14 protein-coding genes are annotated in these 12871 nt (G+C 63.3%); 12 read left to right on the forward strand and 2 right to left on the reverse strand.

The genetic code is table 11. The annotated features are described in order from the left end of the window. Nucleotides 1–119: 119 nt before the first annotated feature. From ACOZ4H_RS13280 to ACOZ4H_RS13325, 10 genes are all read left to right on the forward strand, one after another. Nucleotides 120–1673, forward strand: a complete 1554-nt coding sequence (locus ACOZ4H_RS13280; protein ID WP_424329726.1) for a Na+/H+ antiporter NhaC family protein — start codon at nt 120–122, stop codon at nt 1671–1673. Continuing rightward, a complete protein-coding gene (locus ACOZ4H_RS13285; RefSeq protein ID WP_424329727.1) occupies nt 1670–1942 on the forward strand; it encodes a DUF7513 family protein in 273 nt (90 codons plus the stop codon). Before ACOZ4H_RS13280 ends, ACOZ4H_RS13285 begins: the two co-directional genes overlap by 4 nt. 80 nt (nt 1943–2022) lie before the next feature. Beyond that, complete coding sequence (locus ACOZ4H_RS13290; RefSeq protein ID WP_424329728.1) at nt 2023–3036, forward strand: ornithine cyclodeaminase family protein; 1014 nt, start codon at nt 2023–2025, stop codon at nt 3034–3036. 119 nt (nt 3037–3155) lie between these two features. Continuing rightward, on the forward strand, nt 3156–4115 hold the full coding sequence (locus ACOZ4H_RS13295; RefSeq protein ID WP_424329729.1) for a nucleoside hydrolase: 960 nt from the start codon (nt 3156–3158) through the stop codon (nt 4113–4115). 131 nt (nt 4116–4246) lie between these two features. Further along, the gene (locus ACOZ4H_RS13300) at nt 4247–5329 is read left to right on the forward strand and encodes a M24 family metallopeptidase (RefSeq protein ID WP_424329730.1); all 1083 of its coding nucleotides are present in this window, start codon (nt 4247–4249) and stop codon (nt 5327–5329) included. A gap of 99 nt (nt 5330–5428) precedes the next feature. Next, the gene (locus ACOZ4H_RS13305) at nt 5429–7138 is read left to right on the forward strand and encodes an alpha-glucosidase (RefSeq protein ID WP_424329731.1); all 1710 of its coding nucleotides are present in this window, start codon (nt 5429–5431) and stop codon (nt 7136–7138) included. 11 nt (nt 7139–7149) lie between these two features. Then, on the forward strand, nt 7150–8859 hold the full coding sequence (locus ACOZ4H_RS13310; protein ID WP_424329732.1) for a glycoside hydrolase family 13 protein: 1710 nt from the start codon (nt 7150–7152) through the stop codon (nt 8857–8859). A 302-nt stretch (nt 8860–9161) separates the two neighbouring features. Beyond that, on the forward strand, nt 9162–9932 hold the full coding sequence (locus ACOZ4H_RS13315) for a creatininase family protein (protein ID WP_424329733.1): 771 nt from the start codon (nt 9162–9164) through the stop codon (nt 9930–9932). 104 nt (nt 9933–10036) lie between these two features. Continuing rightward, nucleotides 10037–10201: a hypothetical protein gene (locus ACOZ4H_RS13320; RefSeq protein ID WP_424329734.1), complete on the forward strand. Its 165-nt coding sequence runs from the start codon at nt 10037–10039 to the stop codon at nt 10199–10201. An 89-nt stretch (nt 10202–10290) separates the two neighbouring features. Continuing rightward, nucleotides 10291–10455 carry a hypothetical protein gene (locus ACOZ4H_RS13325; RefSeq protein ID WP_004962921.1) on the forward strand — a complete coding sequence of 55 codons (165 nt, stop codon included), beginning with the start codon at nt 10291–10293 and terminating at the stop codon, nt 10453–10455. A gap of 98 nt (nt 10456–10553) precedes the next feature. Here ACOZ4H_RS13325 and ACOZ4H_RS13330 read toward each other — a convergent pair whose 3' ends face one another. Beyond that, nucleotides 10554–10754: a hypothetical protein gene (locus tag ACOZ4H_RS13330; RefSeq protein ID WP_424329735.1), complete on the reverse strand. Its 201-nt coding sequence runs from the start codon at nt 10752–10754 to the stop codon at nt 10554–10556. A 148-nt stretch (nt 10755–10902) separates the two neighbouring features. Then, complete coding sequence (locus ACOZ4H_RS13335) at nt 10903–11190, reverse strand: DUF5789 family protein (RefSeq protein WP_424329736.1); 288 nt, start codon at nt 11188–11190, stop codon at nt 10903–10905. 133 nt (nt 11191–11323) lie between these two features. Between ACOZ4H_RS13335 and ACOZ4H_RS13340 the strand changes: the two genes are divergently transcribed. Both ACOZ4H_RS13340 and ACOZ4H_RS13345 read left to right on the forward strand, forming a co-directional pair. After that, nucleotides 11324–12418, forward strand: coding sequence for a DUF7139 domain-containing protein (locus ACOZ4H_RS13340; protein ID WP_424329737.1), 1095 nt, complete (start codon nt 11324–11326; stop codon nt 12416–12418). A 118-nt stretch (nt 12419–12536) separates the two neighbouring features. Beyond that, entirely contained in the window at nt 12537–12863 is a 327-nt protein-coding gene (locus ACOZ4H_RS13345) for a transcription factor S (RefSeq protein WP_005535365.1), read from the forward strand. The last annotated feature ends 8 nt before the right edge of the window (nt 12864–12871 follow it).

Genomic DNA, 12871 nt, shown 5'->3' on the forward strand with positions numbered 1-12871 from the left:
TATCGGTAGCGGGGCAGGGCACGCTGATACTTCACCAGAGACGGCTCGTGTAATTTGTTACCGGAGAGAGAGGTATTATCATAATCTTTTGCGTTCGTATCTGACGAGGCACAGAATGCATGTCAGATACGGATAGCAGCGATGGGTCAGAGATTGAGGAGATCTCCGGCCCGGATGTCGAAGCAATCGAGTTCTACGGCGGACGGTGGATGAGCGTCCTTCCGATAGGGCTGTTCATCCTCTGGGCGATTGTTCAGAGTGGCCTGTTCGGTATCGGCGATACGACGGGGCTCGTCGCGGGAATGCTCGTGGCGCTCATTGTCGGGATGTTCTTCGCCAAAGGGGACTGGAAGAACTACGCGAACACCATCTTCGACGGGATGACGAAGCGGGTCGCCGCGACGGCAGTCGTCGCGTGGCTCTGGGCAGGGATGTTCTCGAATACCCTGCAGGCAGGTGGCTTCGTCGGCGGCCTCGTCTGGGCAGCGAACGCGGCCGATGTCGGGGGCGCCCTGTTCCCCGCCGCCACCTTCATCCTCGCTGCGCTTTTCACGACCGGTATCGGCACCGGTTACGGCGCGGCAGTCGCCTTCTCGGCGCTGTTCTTCCCAGCCGGTATCCTGCTCGGTGCGAATCCGGTACTGCTGTTCGGGTCGATTCTCTCCGGGGCTGTCTTCGGCGATAACCTTGCACCGGTCAGTGACACGACAATCGTGAGTGCGGTGACACAGGACGCCGACATCGGCGGCGTCGTCGCCTCGCGGTTCAAGTACGCCATCATCGCTGCAGTGCTGGCGCTTGTGGCGTACGTTTTCGCCGGGAACGCGATGGCCGGGCTGGACATCTCCCAGCAGGCACAGGACCTGTTCGTCCAGAACAGCGAGCCAGCGGGACTGGTGCATCTCATTTCCATGCTCGTCGTCATTGTGACGGCAGTCATGGGCCGACATATCATCGAGGCGATCTCGTGGGGGCTCGTCGTCGCAGTTGCCTTCAATATCGTCTTCGGTCTCGCACCGCTGAGTGCCGTGTTGCTGTTCAAAGTCCCGGAAACGTCGGCGGCCGCAAGCTGGGCCGGATCGCTCCCTATTGCAGAAGTTGTCGCACCGCAAAACGCTGGCGTCACCGGATCGATCTACAACGGTGCGGCCGGGTTCTTCCCGCTGATCGTGCTCGTCTTGCTCATCGTCGCCGGATCTGAGATCATGATCCGTGGCGGCGGCTTCGAAGCGATACAGGAGTGGCTCCTAGAACACGTCGCAACGGGCGTCCGAAGGGCCGAAACGACGATGGTAGTCGGTACGGCCCTCGTCAACTCGATGATCACGATCAACACGGCGGCAGAAATCGCGATTGCGCCGTACATCGCCCGCATCGGCCAGCGGTACAACATCAACAGCTACCGTCGGGCGAACATCCTCGACGCGAACACCTCAGCGCTGGGCTACATCTTCCCGTGGGGCGGCGGCGTTCTCATCGGCTTTGCGACGCTGCAAGGCCTCCCGAACCAGTACGAGTGGTTCACCAGTGCGATGGTCGTCAACCCCGTGCAGGTGTGGCCGTACGTCTTCCACGGCTGGTTCCTCTTCGGCGTGTTCCTCCTCGCCGCGCTGACCGGCTTTGGGCTTGAGTACACTACTGACCGCAAATCCAAGGATGTGACCCGTCTATGAGTATATTCAGCAAATTCCTCACTGGTATGTCCTTCAGGACGACCACACCGACGTTCGAGGCGGGCGAAGAGATAGAGGTGTACGTCACGGAGGTCGACGAGGAATCCGGCGAGCTGGTCGCACTGGTCGGCGAGACCCGCCTCCACTTCGAGAACGGCGAGACAGACATCGTCGGCTGTCGCGTTCTCGCGAAGGTCGAATCGTTCGACGACGCCGAGCACCGCGGCCGTGTCACCCACCTCAAGACGCTTTCCCGGGGGTCGTTCTAGGATTGTCACCGGGAGCCGAAAAGAGATACTGAGCACGTATAGCGCGATCAGAGTAACCGATATCACGGATTCGCAGCACTATGAGTAACTCACTATATTCGACAGCACGGCAGCACAACCTGACGACTATCGTCCCAAGCACGGACATCGAGGCGGCCGTCGAGATGGCGGATCTCGTTCCGGCCATCGAAGCCGCCTTCGCCGCATACGAAAACGGGACGGCACAGATGCCGCCGAAGTCCTACATCGACCTGCCACAGCACAACGGTGACTTCCGGTCGATGCCGGCCTACCTCGAAACGGATGACTGGGAGGCGTCAGGCATCAAGTGGGTGAACGTTCACCCCGACAACCCCGACGAGTTCGACCTCCCGACCGTGATGGGCACGCTCGTGTACACAGACTCCGAGAGCGGCTTCCCGCTGGCCGTGATGGACGCCACGACGCTGACGATGAAGCGAACCGGTGCGGCCGCCGCCGTGGCGACGGACCACCTCGCCGTCGAGGACGCGTCCTCGCTCGGCATCATCGGCGCCGGCGTCCAGTCCTATACGCAACTGGAGGCCATCTCGCAGGTCCGACCGATAGAGTCCGTCGTCGTCAGCGATCTCGACGACGACCGCGTCCAGCGGTTCATCGACGCCTTCGGCGACGAGTTCGACGTGCGAGCCGGGACGATCCCCGAGGCGGCCCACTGTGATGTTCTCTCGACCGTTACGCCGGTCGAAGACCCCATCGTCACCCTCGACGACCTCGGAGAACACACCCACGTCAACGCCATGGGTGCCGACGCCGAAGGGAAGCAGGAACTCCACACGGAAGTCATTCGCGAGGCGACCCTCGTCATCGACGACTTCGAGCAGACGACCCACTCCGGCGAGATAAACGTCCCCTGGAGCGAGGGCGATATCGACGAGTCGGATATCGACGCCGAACTCGGCGAGATCGTCGTCGGGAACGCGCCGGGCCGCGAGGACCTGTCCGGGATTACCGTCTTCGACTCGACCGGCCTCGCGATTCAGGACATCGCTGCCGCACGCATCGTGTACGAATCGCTCGGTGACGACAGCGGACACCGCCTCGAAATGGTGTAACCCCGGCGTCGCTGACAACCTCGCCCGGCCGGTCACCTATCGCTTTGAGTGGAGCACAGATCGGTGTGGCACACGGTTGTGGCCCGGCAGCATTTGTATGCCCCCTCCGACCAGGAGGTATGCGACGCATCATCATCGATACGGACACCGCGGGCGATGACACACAGGCGATTTTGCTTTCCTGTCTCACTGACCGGGTGACCGTCGGAGCACTCACCATCGTCGCCGGCAACGTCCCCTTCGACCGGGAAGTCGAGAACGCGAAGTACACGCTCGAACTCGCCGATGCCCTCGACGTACCCGTCTACGAAGGCGCGAGACAGCCGCTCCTCAAGGAGTTCGAGCACGCGACGTACATCCACGGCGAGGACGGCCTCGGCGGGGATCTGTTTCCCGAGACGGATATCGAATCGGCGGCGGGGTTTGGCCCCGACGAGATCGTCGACCGCTGTCGGGCGGCCCCGGGCGAAATCACGCTGCTCTGTATCGGCCCGCTGACCAATCTGGCGCTGGCGTACGCCCGCGAGCCAGACCTGCCAGACCTCGTCGATGAAGTGTGGGTGATGGGCGGGAACGTCAACTGCGAGGGGAACATCACTCCGGCCGCAGAGTTCAATCTGTGGGTCGACCCGGACGCAGCCAAGCGTGTGTTCGACGCATTCGAGGTGACGCTCGTCGACTGGGGCGTGTGCCTTCGGGACGCAGTGTTCGGCACCCCCGAGTTCGAGGCGGTATCGACGTTCGACACTGAACTTGCGTCGTTCTTCGAGTCGGTAACAGAACAGGCCCGGGCGTTCAACGGCGAGGGCCCCGACGACCCCGGATGGACGGCACTCCCGGACAGCGTCACCGCCGCGCTGCTGGCGTATCCGGAACTCCGCGATGAGGTGTCGACGTATCACGTCGCGGTAGACGACCGCGAGGGGCTCACCCGCGGGTACACCAGCGTCGACGTCAACGGCGTGACCGACGGGGAACCGAACACGCACATCGTGGAGTCCGTCGACAGCGAGGACTTCCAGGCGGTCATGTACTCGATGCTCCAGTCGCGGGACCCTGACAGCGGCATCGCGGAGTGAGACGGGGCGGGAGACGGACGCGACAGCAGCGACCGACAACCCCACGGATGTCTCGTTTTGTGACACTGTCACGGCGATTCCATTGGGATGCTCTCCTTGGATTTTACTACGGACGGGAGTCATGCCATGGTATGACGCTCACAGACCGTCTCGACCAGTACCTCCAGACAGCGGGGCTGGAAGCCGTATGGTTCGCCCGACCGAACGCCTTCGCGTGGCTCACCGGGGGCGGCGACAACGTCGTCGACCGGGAAGGCGATATCGGCGTCGCCGCCGCGGGCTACGACGGGAACGAAGTACGGGTCGTCACCGACAACATCGAAGCGCCGCGGCTTCGCGACGAGGAACTCGACAGCGGTGTCGCCGTCGAGACGTTCGACTGGCACGCACAGGCGCTGGCTGAAGCCGTTTCAGAAGCGAGTCCGGCACCGGCAGCGGCGGATTTCGATGTCCCCGGATTCGAGTCGGTCGACGCCACACGCCTCCGGCAGCCACTGACCGATTCCCAGGTCGAGCAGTACCGTGAACTCGGGCGAGACACCGCGGACGCAGTAGAAACCGTCGCGCGGAAAGTCGAACCCTCACACACCGAACTTGACGTGACCGCGGTGCTTCGGCAAGAACTCGAAGGCCGCGGCATCGCCACGCCCGTCGTGCTCGTCGGCAGCGCGGAGCGGGCGCAGTCCTACCGGCACTACACGTCGACCGACACGGAGCTCGGCGATTACGCGCTCATCTCGGTGACCGCCCAGCGGAACGGCCTGCACGTCAGCACCACCCGCGCTGTCGCGTTCGACCCGCCGGAGTGGCTCGCGGAGCGAACCCGCAAGGCCACCCGAGTCGAAACCTCTGCGCTGGCCGCGACACAGGCGGTCGGTCGGGAAGGCGGCACGGCGGGCGACGTGTTCGCCGCCATTCAAGACGCTTACGCCGAGGTCGGCTGGGAAGGCGAGTGGCAGAACCATCACCAGGGCGGCGCTGCGGGCTTCGCCGGCCGCGAGTGGATCGCCACGCCCGGCCACGAGTCCGAGGTCGCGTTACCACAGGGGTACGCCTGGAACCCGACTATCGACGGCGCGAAAAGCGAGGACACCTATCTCGTCTCGGACGACGACATCGAACTGCTGTCTGCGACCGGCGACTGGCCGACCGAGACGGTCTCGGCAGTCGGCTACGATCTCGAACTCCCACGACACTCGGTGCTGGAACTGTAGCGGTACTGGGACTCCCTCCCATTCGGCTCCACCGAGAAATTAACAACGGGTGTTGTATGAACCCGTGGATTTAAGGAACGGGTCAGGCTACCCCTGTGTATGACCGCAGCGCGCGCCTGGTGGAAGGAAGCGGTCGTCTACCAGATTTATCCACAGAGCTTTAACGACAGCAACGGCGACGGCGTCGGCGACTTACAGGGCATCATCGAGCGCCTGGACTACGTCGCCGACCTCAGCGTCGACGTCATCTGGCTCAACCCGGTGTACCAGTCGCCACAGGTCGACAACGGCTACGACATCAGCGACTACCGCGCCATCCACGACGAGTACGGCACGCTCGAGGACTGGGAGGAACTACTGGACGAGATTCACGCCCGGGACATGAAACTCGTCATGGACCTGGTGGTCAACCACACCTCTGACGACCACGAGTGGTTCGAGCGTTCGCGCCGGGACGAGGACGGGTACCGCGACTACTACATCTGGCGTGAAGGGGACACCGACGAGGACGGCGAGCCCACGCCCCCGAACAACTGGACCAGCGGGTTCGGCGGGTCGGCCTGGACCTACGACGAACACGTCGGGGCGCAGTACCTCCATCTGTTTCACGAACGCCAGCCGGACCTGAACTGGGAGAACCCCGACGTCCGCTCGGACATCTACGAGATGATCGACTGGTGGCTACAGAAGGGCATCGACGGCTTCCGGATGGACGTCATCAACCTGCTCTCCAAGCCGGAGGGACTCCCCGACGGCGACCCGGACGAGGGGTGGGTCGGCGTCGAGCACTTCGCCGACGGCCCCCGGACACAGGAGTTCCTCGACGAGATGGCCGCGGAGACGTTCGACGAGTACGACTCGATGACGGTCGGCGAGTGCGTCAACATCGACGTCGACACCGCCGGCGACTACGTCAGCGCCGACGGGCCGCTGGACATGGTGTTTCACTTCGAGCACATGCAACTCGACAAGCAGGAGGGGTGGTGGGCTATCGAGGACTGGTCGCTGCCCGACCTGAAGTCGGTGATGGCCGAGTGGCAGACCGACCTCGACGGCTGGAACACCGTCTATCTGGGCAACCACGACCAGCCCCGGATCGTCTCTCGCTTCGGCGACGACGGAGAGTACCGCGAGGAGTCGGCGACACTGCTGGCGACGTTCCTGCTCACGCATCAGGGGACGCCGTTCCTGTTCCAGGGCGACGAGATCGGGATGACGAACTGCCCGTGGGAGTCCGCCGAGGAGCTTCGCGACGCGGACGCGTCGAACCGCGTCAGACTCGCGCTGGAATCGGGCGACATCGACGAGTACGACGAAGCCCGCGACGTCGTCGAGTTCCGCTCGCGGGACAACGCCCGGACGCCGATGCAGTGGGACGCCTCGGAAAACGCCGGCTTCACCGACGGCGATCCCTGGATAAAGGTCAACCCGAACTACGAGGACATCAACGTCGCTGCGGCCGAAGCGGCCGAGGACGGCATCCTGTCGTACTACCGCGACCTCATCGACCTGCGGAGCGACCTGGACGTACTCGTCTACGGCGAGTACGAACTGCTGTTGCCCGACCACGAGACGGTGTACGCCTACCGGCGAACGCTTGAGGACCCGGTGGCCGACGTCGACGACGTGCTCGTCGTGCTGAACGTCTCGCCGACGGCCACGCACGTCTCGGTACCAGTCGAGGCCGAGGCGGTGCTACTGTTCGGGAATGAACTGGACGCAGCGACCGAATCCGGCGGCCACGACGTCGCCGACCTGGACCTGCAGCCGTACGAAGCGCGTCTCTACGAACTCTCACAAGTACAATGACGACATCTCAAATGCTATCCGACAGCGAACTGGACCGCACGTGGTGGAAAGAAGCAGTCGTCTACCAGATCTATCCCCGGAGTTTCAACGACAGCGACGGCGATGGCGTCGGCGACTTGCGGGGCATCATCGAGCGCCTGGACTACGTCGCCGACCTCGGCGTCGACATCATCTGGCTCAATCCGGTGTACGACTCCCCCCAGAAGGACAACGGCTACGACATCAGCGATTATCAGGCCATCTACGACGAGTTCGGGACGATGGCCGACTGGGAAGCGCTACTTGAGGAGGTCCACGACCGGGACATGCGGCTCGTCATGGATCTCGTCGTCAATCACACCTCGGACCAACACGAGTGGTTCCGGAAGTCCCGCCAGCGCGACCCGGAGTACGACGACTACTACATCTGGCGTGGAGGCGGGACAGACGGGGACGGCGAGCCCACGCCACCGAACAACTGGGAATCCTTCTTCGGGGGCTCCGCCTGGGAGTACGACGAGGAGCGCGGCGAGTACTTCCTCCACCTGTACGACAGCTCGCAGCCGGACCTGAACTGGCGCAACGACGCCGTTCGACAGGACATCTTCGACACCATCGAGTGGTGGCTGGAGAAGGGCATCGACGGCTTCCGGATGGACGTCATCAACCTTCTGTCGAAAGTCGAGGGGCTCCCCGACGGCGACCCGGACAGCGAGTGGGTCGGGTCCGAACATTTCATCAACGGCCCGGAGATGCTGTCGTATCTCGACGCGATGGACGAGGCGGTGCTGTCGAACTACGACGTGATGACCGTCGGTGAGATGCCACAGCTCACCGTCGAGTCGGCTCGCGAGTACGCCGGCGCGGACGGCCCGCTGGACATGGCGTTTCACTTCCAGCACACGAAACTCGATTACGACGACGGCGAGCGGTGGTCGGTCGGGGACTGGAGCCTGCCGGAACTGAAGCGTATCATCGACCGCTGGCAGGACGGGCTGGCGGCGGACGGCTGGAACACGCTGTACTGGGAGAACCACGATCAGCCACGGAGCGTTTCCCGCTACGGCGACCCCGAAAACTACCGCCGGGAATCCGCGAAACTGCTCGGGACGGTCATCCTCACGATCCGTGGCACGCCCTACATCTACCAGGGTCAGGAACTCGGGATGACTAACGCCGACTGGGACACGATGGACGACCTCCGCGACGTGGACGCCATCAACCACGCGCGGGAGCTACTTGACTGGGAGGGTGTCGAGGACTACGATGACGTGAAAGACATTGTCGGCTACCGGACCCGCGACAACGCCCGAACGCCGATGCAGTGGGACGACTCGGAAAGCGCCGGCTTCACCGACGGTGACCCCTGGATTCAGGTCAATTCGAACTACAGGGAGATCAAGGCGGCCGACCAGCAGGCCGACGCGGATTCCGTCTACAGCTACTACCAGCGGCTCATCCAGTTACGCTCCGACAGAGACGTGCTCGTGTACGGGGACTACACCGACCTGCTCCCCGACCACGAGACCGTCTTCGCCTTCACGCGGTCGTTGTCGACGGACTCGGGGACCGAGCGGGTTCTCGTCGTCCTGCACTTCGACGACGCGACGGAGACCTTCGACCTCCCAGTCGAGTACGCTGATGCGACGCTGCTAGAGTGCAATTACGACCACGACGACCCGGATCCGGAAACGGTGACGCTTGCGCCGTACGAGGCTCGCGTCCACGAGCTGTTCGACTGAGTCCTTCGTACTGCCTGAATCCCACCGCGGGGGCCTTGACAGTAGTGTTTAGTTAGGGAACAGATGTCCAGAATAGCCGGAAAGTCCCACCCGTAGCCGGTTGGGTAAGCCATCTTGGGTGGGACTGGAAGGGGCCGCGTTCTCAGCGAACCCCAGCGAAGCAAGCACGCGGAGCGCGCGCAGCAAGTCGCGGGAGCTGAGAACGCGGGGGCTTTCTGGCTCTCTACTTCGCTATTATTAAACTAGACACCACTACCCTGCCGAAGCACAGATTGAAGACGCATCCGTCACCAGCACGTGGTATGTACCTTGCCGACGAGAGCTGGCCGGATCTCAGCGAGTATTTCGAGACGGAGTCGCTGGCGCTCGTCCCGCTCGGCTCGACCGAGCAACACGGACCGCATCTCCCGCTGGCGACGGATCACCTCATCGGAGAGGCCTTCGCCCGAGAAGCCGCCGACAGGACCGGCTACCTCTGTACCCCGACGATCAACGTCGGCGTAAGCCCCCATCACAGACAGTTCCACGGCACGATGTGGGTCGACGCGCCGGTGTTTCGGGACTACGTCGAGTCGTTTACCCGGAACCTGGCGTACCACGGCATCGACCGGGTCATCTACGTGAACGCTCACGGCGGGAACGTCGAGCACCTCCGGGAGGTCGGCCGCCGGCTCCGGGACGACGAAGTACTGTACGCCATCGAGTGGATGTGGAACGAGAGCATCCCGGACCTCGTGGACGACCTGTTCGAGCAGAACGGGCCACACGGCGGCCCGAAGGAGACGGCCATGATCCAACACCTCCGGTCCGAACTGGTTCACGACGACCGCCTCGAGGACGCACGGGACGGCGGGATTCCGAGCGTCGAGGCGGCGGAGACGGAGAAGTACGGCTCGCGGACCTTCTATGACGCTGCCGACAACACCGATAACGGCGTCCTGGGCGACCAGACCGACGCCACGGCCGAGAAGGGCGCGGAGATGTTCGAGGCCGCGACCGAACAGCTCGTCAGGCTCTGTGAGTGGCTGGACGCACAGGCGTTCGAGGATCTGCTGCCGAAGCCACACGTCTAACGCAGGGATGTCGGTATCAGAAAGCGATTCCCGCTCTGAGGATCTACCGTTTGATATCGACCCCAGGTAGTTGGATTTTTGCGACGGGCGAATGTACGAGGCGTATGGCCCTCCTCCTGTTCCCCGGGATGCCCGGAGCGGTTGAACTGCTCGTCATCCTCGTCATGATGGGGCTGTTCCTCGTCGTTCCCCTCGCACTCATCGTGGCCGCGTACCTGTTCGGCAAGCGCCGCGGCAAAGCCGAGGTGAGCGAATCAGGCGAGTCGTAACCAATCGCCAGACGGCGGTCAATCGGCGTGTAATAGGCCTGTCACGGCGAATCGACTCGTTTATCGGTCCCACTCTATGAAGGTGATGTGTGTCCCCACCGAGTCCCCATCCGGAGTCGCTTCGTAGCCGGGCGTTCGAAATAACGGTCGACGACGGACGAGAGACCTTCAACGCGCTCAGTATCGAGCACGCCGACTGTGAGACGGAATGGATCATCTCCGATACGGTGTGTGCGCTCGAAAACATGCGGTAACGGGTAGCAAGCAGTCGTGCTGTGACGCCACGATAGCGGACTGTACTTCCTCGGACCGTTGACGCCGCTGTGTCTACACGGGCTTTTCCTCTTGAAATTCACTCCGCCGAGAACCGCCGCCAGACTGGCATGAACACACCGTAAAACGAGCCAAAGAACAGGACAACAGCCACGATAGCTAATTCCCGCCCTTCGACCCCGAGTACGTCGTACAGGAACCGGAGGACGATGATGACACCGAGCCCCCAGATGGCGAACGCGGTCCGCTCTTTCCAGGACAGCCCACCACTACGGAACACACCCTGTCTCCGTAACAGACGGTATCAAACCCTGTGGTTCAACGCGATGTCGGACCTTGGCTGTCAAAAGTGCTAGCACACGTCGCACAGATCACACAGACGTAACTGGGACGGGTCGTGTTAGTACCTCAGACGTCTGCTCTCCGCCTCACTCGGTCGGGATGGGACCGGTCCCGATGACGTCTCGCACCGCGCTCTCGAACTCCTGGCGGTCGGCGAAGTACGGCACGTCGACCTCCTCCAGCACCGTTGCGAGTTCCTGCGGGCCGTCCGGCGTCCGAATCGTCGTGTCCCCTTCGCGGGCGACGATAGTGCTGTGTTCGATGCCCCAGGTGAGCCGCGCCGAGACGCGGGCGAGTGGCGCACCGGCAACGTCGGGTCCGTCGCCGAGTTCGACAGCCGGCTCCTCCGCGTCCTCGCTTTCGTCGTCGCTCATACCCGAACTGTGCCCGTGGGTCCGATTAGTGCTTTCGGAACGGCTCGCGTGTCTGCCGGACTGCGTACGCGCGTGCCCGCGTCATGCATCTGTCTGACGGGTAGTTTTATCGGATGTAGCAGTAGTATACTCCATGACTAGTCTCACCGACGTGTACGAAGGGGAGGTTGGGCGCGTCGCATCGCGTCGCCAGCAACTCGTCGGGACGGCCCTGTTTCTCGTTGGTGTTGCCGGACTCGTCGGGGCAATCGCGCTCGCAACGACCGGCGTCGGCAACAGATACGGGCTGGACGCCTACGCAGCCAGGCGAATCGCTGGCATCATCGCCGGGCTCGGGCTGCCCTCTGTCATCCTCGGCGTGTTCGCGGTATTGCCGGCAAGTCGTCGAATCCGGCTGACTGCCCTTGGTGGCACGGGCGTCGCAACGGTCGGCGTCGCGCTGTTCCAATCGCTGTACCCCTACAACTGGACCAGCAGCGACCCGCTGTTGGCGCTGCTGACAGGCTGTGTCTACTTCGCCGGTATCGTGACGACGTTCTGGTGCCTGTTTGCATCGCTTGCGACGTTCAAGACGCGAAACGACCCCGGTGGGACGGCACGCATGGAAGTTACCGAGGAAGGGACGATTCGCCTCGTCGAGGAAGCCCGGTCGCTGCCGGGACTGGGCGGCATCGGGTTTTTCGGACAGGACCCGGACGGCACAGTCGAGACGCAGACAAACCGACCGGGAGCGGGTGACGAGGGCGCTGTCAGCGACGGCGGAACCGGGCAGCGCTCGGGCAATACGCGCACAGCCAACGGCCGCAGTCGGCAGCCGACAGCTGATACACGGTCTGACCGCAGCACGCGGTCCCAGCGACAGTCGGACAGCGACAGAGCGACAGAGCGACAGCTGGACCGTCGGGCGACCACTGGCTCGAACACCGGGCAGCGAAACAGCGCGCCGCGTGGGACGAGCCGAACCGGCCCCTCCGAGAACGCGCTCGACCCGAAGATAGCTGAGGCCGGCCCGGAAGCGTCCACGTCGACCGACGGCGGCACGGCGACGACAAGGCACGACGCGATTACCGAGACGGCGGTCCATCAGGGCGAACCGGACACCTACTGCGGGAACTGTCGGCACTTCGAGTACGTGATGCAGGAGGGTGATATCGAACCGTACTGTTCGTTCCACGGCGAGGTCATGGACGACATGGACCCCTGCTCGGCGTGGGTTCGCAACGACTGAGACGGTCGACGACCCGATTTTGCCGGATGTTCCACCCTGCGAAGCGACGGGGACCGACAGAACGGCCTGAGCGAAACCGGGTATTTAACACGGTCGGCAGGCAAACGGTGGTACTACAATGGAGTTTTGCGACGAATGCGGTTCGATGATGAAAACGGACGACGAGCGCTGGGTCTGTGGCAGTTGCGGCTACGAGAAGGCTCGAAACGCCGAGACCGAACAGGAGATGGCCGTCACCACGCAGGGACAGGAGGAGTCGGAAGTCGTCGACACCTCCGAGGTCGATGCCGAGGACATGGGGCCGACAACGGGTGCCCGCTGTCCCGAGTGTGGCAACGAGCGGGCCTTCTACGAGATGAAGCAGATCCGCGCGGCCGACGAGTCCGAGACGCGCTTTTTCACCTGTACCGAGTGCGAACACAAGTGGCGAGAGGACGACCACTGAGGCCAGCC

This window comes from Haloarcula amylolytica (assembly GCF_049705545.1).
Taxonomy (GTDB): Archaea; Halobacteriota; Halobacteria; order Halobacteriales; family Haloarculaceae; genus Haloarcula; species Haloarcula amylolytica_B.

Bases quoted from the DNA above. Each gene is read 5' to 3' on its own strand.
- ACOZ4H_RS13305 (WP_424329731.1), top strand. From the start codon at position 5,429: ATGACCGCAGCGCGCGCCTGGTGGAAGGAAGCGGTCGTCTACCAGATT.
- ACOZ4H_RS13300 (WP_424329730.1), top strand. From the start codon at position 4,247: ATGACGCTCACAGACCGTCTCGACCAGTACCTCCAGACAGCGGGGCTG.
- ACOZ4H_RS13310 (WP_424329732.1), top strand. From the start codon at position 7,150: ATGCTATCCGACAGCGAACTGGACCGCACGTGGTGGAAAGAAGCAGTC.
- ACOZ4H_RS13290 (WP_424329728.1), top strand. From the start codon at position 2,023: ATGAGTAACTCACTATATTCGACAGCACGGCAGCACAACCTGACGACT.
- ACOZ4H_RS13335 (WP_424329736.1), bottom strand. From the start codon at position 11,190: ATGAGCGACGACGAAAGCGAGGACGCGGAGGAGCCGGCTGTCGAACTC.
- ACOZ4H_RS13315 (WP_424329733.1), top strand. From the start codon at position 9,162: ATGTACCTTGCCGACGAGAGCTGGCCGGATCTCAGCGAGTATTTCGAG.
- ACOZ4H_RS13285 (WP_424329727.1), top strand. From the start codon at position 1,670: ATGAGTATATTCAGCAAATTCCTCACTGGTATGTCCTTCAGGACGACC.
- ACOZ4H_RS13320 (WP_424329734.1), top strand. From the start codon at position 10,037: ATGGCCCTCCTCCTGTTCCCCGGGATGCCCGGAGCGGTTGAACTGCTC.
- ACOZ4H_RS13340 (WP_424329737.1), top strand. From the start codon at position 11,324: ATGACTAGTCTCACCGACGTGTACGAAGGGGAGGTTGGGCGCGTCGCA.
- ACOZ4H_RS13345 (WP_005535365.1), top strand. From the start codon at position 12,537: ATGGAGTTTTGCGACGAATGCGGTTCGATGATGAAAACGGACGACGAG.
- ACOZ4H_RS13295 (WP_424329729.1), top strand. From the start codon at position 3,156: ATGCGACGCATCATCATCGATACGGACACCGCGGGCGATGACACACAG.
- ACOZ4H_RS13280 (WP_424329726.1), top strand. From the start codon at position 120: ATGTCAGATACGGATAGCAGCGATGGGTCAGAGATTGAGGAGATCTCC.